Origin of the sequence: Microcystis sp. LE19-84.1B, from assembly GCF_027531875.1 — a bacterium.
Taxonomy (GTDB): domain Bacteria; phylum Cyanobacteriota; class Cyanobacteriia; order Cyanobacteriales; family Microcystaceae; genus Microcystis; species Microcystis panniformis.
The window spans coordinates 1-2635 of the sequence record NZ_JAPZSR010000041.1 but is presented as its reverse complement, the minus strand read 5'-3'; the positions used below and the strand labels follow the sequence as shown (position 1 = coordinate 2635).

At 35.2% G+C, this 2635-nt stretch carries 7 protein-coding genes and 1 pseudogene; 6 read left to right on the top strand and 2 right to left on the bottom strand.

Translation table 11 applies throughout. From position 1 onward, the window contains the following. A pseudogene (locus O9324_RS02160) lies at nt 1–165 on the top strand (ISAzo13-like element ISMae28 family transposase); the annotation flags it as partial. 184 nt (nt 166–349) lie between these two features. Here the strand turns inward: O9324_RS02160 and O9324_RS02155 are convergent. Next, entirely contained in the window at nt 350–535 is a 186-nt protein-coding gene (locus O9324_RS02155) for a hypothetical protein (protein WP_287709638.1), read from the bottom strand. 460 nt (nt 536–995) lie between these two features. Here O9324_RS02155 and O9324_RS02150 point away from each other — a divergent pair, with 460 nt between their 5' ends. The 5 genes from O9324_RS02150 to O9324_RS02130 all read left to right on the top strand — a co-directional run bounded on the left by O9324_RS02150 (nt 996) and on the right by O9324_RS02130 (nt 2164). After that, nucleotides 996–1241 (top strand): hypothetical protein, encoded by a 246-nt coding sequence (locus O9324_RS02150; RefSeq protein ID WP_287630004.1) that lies wholly within the window; start codon nt 996–998, stop codon nt 1239–1241. After that, the gene (locus O9324_RS02145) at nt 1228–1425 is read left to right on the top strand and encodes a hypothetical protein (protein ID WP_002797026.1); all 198 of its coding nucleotides are present in this window, start codon (nt 1228–1230) and stop codon (nt 1423–1425) included. Before O9324_RS02150 ends, O9324_RS02145 begins: the two co-directional genes overlap by 14 nt. Before the next feature lie 86 nt (nt 1426–1511). Then, the gene (locus tag O9324_RS02140) at nt 1512–1688 is read left to right on the top strand and encodes a DUF8778 family protein (protein ID WP_288139366.1); all 177 of its coding nucleotides are present in this window, start codon (nt 1512–1514) and stop codon (nt 1686–1688) included. Then, nucleotides 1688–1864, top strand: coding sequence for a hypothetical protein (locus tag O9324_RS02135; protein ID WP_288139365.1), 177 nt, complete (start codon nt 1688–1690; stop codon nt 1862–1864). The genes O9324_RS02140 and O9324_RS02135 overlap by 1 nt, the downstream gene beginning before the upstream one ends. Nucleotides 1865–1984: 120 nt before the next feature. Continuing rightward, nucleotides 1985–2164, top strand: a complete 180-nt coding sequence (locus tag O9324_RS02130; RefSeq protein ID WP_288139364.1) for a hypothetical protein — start codon at nt 1985–1987, stop codon at nt 2162–2164. Between the two features lie 357 nt (nt 2165–2521). Here the strand turns inward: O9324_RS02130 and O9324_RS02125 are convergent. Next, the coding region (locus tag O9324_RS02125; RefSeq protein WP_287627140.1) for a transposase at nt 2522–2635 on the bottom strand (114 nt) is incomplete at its 5' end.

The following is a 2635-nucleotide window of genomic DNA, read 5'->3' as shown; positions in this document are numbered from 1 at the left end:
CCGATTGTTAAGTTGATTACTGAAACTTATGAAAAAGGAGTAAAGCTTACTAAAAAAGCCAGGGAAAAAATCGAAGAAAAAATCGAACGTCTCACAGAATCAACGAATCAAGACTTTCCCGATTTGGGACAATGGTTTATTGATATCTATTATGATAAGACCTAGTTTGTAGTTAACTAAGATGGTTAGCTAAAAACTGTCTTTGATTCTTTAACTTGTCCTTGTTATACTCGAAAAAGCTCGGAAGTATAAGAGTTTGTGCTGCCTATTTTTTCGGAAAAATAGGTTGTAATGGGAGATTCTTTGTTTTCCTAGACAAAAATAATTACTTTTTCAAAAAAACACTTTTCTATTTTTTTGTTGGGTATTTTATTCTCTGGAAGTCCCTAATTCCTTGCATTTTCAGGCGTGCGCTTAAGTCTCTCATGCTGACGATACTTTTATCCAGCGCAAAACCTATCCAACAGGACACAAAAGTAAATGTACTTAATGCGGGATAGTCATTTTTGGGGAGTGGCTTGAGAAGCTCTTTCATTAGTTTTGGGAAAATTGTTAGCATGGCTTATTCACATTTATTGGTGTATATTTACTTTATTTTCTTATCTATAATATCAAATTTTGTACGACTTTTTTCCCCGTTCAACACTTCTGCATCAATCATAGTTGAGACGATTAGAATGATTGAATGATAAACTATGATTAGGTTTATTGTCGATGGATGAGACAGTCATAGTCAATCAAATAATCACATCAATCATAGTTGAGACGATTAGAATGATTGAATGATAAACTATGATTAGGTTTATTGTCGATGGATGAGACAATCCTAGTCAATCAAATAATCACATCAATCATAGTTGAGACGATTAGAATGATTGAATGATAAACTATGATTAGGTTTATTGTCGATGGATGAGACAATCCTAGTCAATCAAATCATCACATCAATCATAGTTGAGACGATTAGAATGATTGAATGATGGACTAGGATTTGATTGCAGAATGATGAAATAGATCAACGCTCTCAAGAAATAGAAGATTTAGGATTTTATCTTTATGATTCTTTTCACATCGCTTGCGCCGAATATGCTAGAATAGATGTATCGCTAACCACCGATGACAGATTACTTAGAAAAGCCATAAAATACAGTAAATTATTGCAAGTAAAATTAGATGATCTTGTTACTTGGTTAATGAAAAATTTGCTATTACAAGGAGATGAAAGCAATGACACCAATTGAGCTAAGACAAAAAGGCTATCAAGCATTAGTTAAAGAATTAGGACAAGTCGATGCTATTCGCTTTTTACAAGATACTGGATGGGGTTTTGGTGACTATACTCAAGAACGTCAACAGACCTTAAAAAATGTGACAAGAGCCGATTTTTGGCAAGATATTCAGGAGATTAGAAGTAAGCAGAATTAAATTTAATAGTGAAGGAAAATTAGTTGGCAAGGAAAAGTAGTTCACGATACGATAGACATTGGAATCAAATACCCAAAGAGATAACAATGGCTAAAATCTCCATTTCTTTACCCGATGAACTGGTTAATTACCTAGACCAGAAAGTAGAAAATAAAAGCATTTTCATCGCCTCAATTTTACAACAATGGCGACAACAAGAAGCAGAAGAACTGGCCCAAGCTTTTTTAGCAGTAGATGAACTAGAATTAGGATGGACTGACTAATGGCAAACAGCAGCGATTATCAACTCGGAAGCATTATGGCTGAAGTAAAACTTAAATCCAAGCATCTAAACTCCTTAAAAAGAATTATTGAAGACGCATTAACCGAAAGACTGCAAGAACTTCAAGAAGGAATTAAGCGCACCCAAGAACGAATAACTTTTTTTGAAAATAAGTAGCTGGTTATAATTAAATTAAAAATGGATTTTAGGTTCGATCCCCCCTGCCCCCCTTGATAAGGGGGGTGCCGATCCCCCCTTAGTCCCCCCTTAATCCCCCCTTAATAAGGGGGGCATCTGATGATTTTTAACGCCTACCTACTTAAGTATCAAATGCAAACGGAAGAATTTCTCAGACGATTTGAAAACAATGAATTGCAGCATATCTTAGACTTTGATGAATGGATGGGAGAAGCTTGGATGCTAGAAGCTTTACTGCAAGACAAAGAAGAAATTGAGGAGATAGAATTTGTTGATTAATGAATATTTTTAAGAGATTAGACATCTCATCGAAGCTTGTCCAATAGTTCAATCTTATAACCTCATTACTGATAGTAGAAGTCTTTATGTAGGGTTTGCTGAAAAAGTACGGGCGAAGCATTCGGATAGAAAATCTCTAGTTTCACCTATAGGTTATTGCCCGAATGCTTCGCCCCTACAGGACGCGGGCCGATGAAGACGCAAGGTTTTGAACGACGATTCTCTCAAAATCTTGTACCTGTTTCGCAAGAAAAGCCACAAATTTGACAGAAAAGAATTTGATTCGTCGGGTTGAGAAGGATATACAGTTCGGGTTTATAATGATAAAAGTGGTTCTTCCGAACTTACCATGTAAAATCAACTAGCAAAATGCCAATTTAATAAACATCTAATACTAAAGTTTTTAAAGTTTCTAAATCCATAGCCTCTCCTTTTAATCACCTTCAGTTTATTGTTAATTCCTTCCACTGT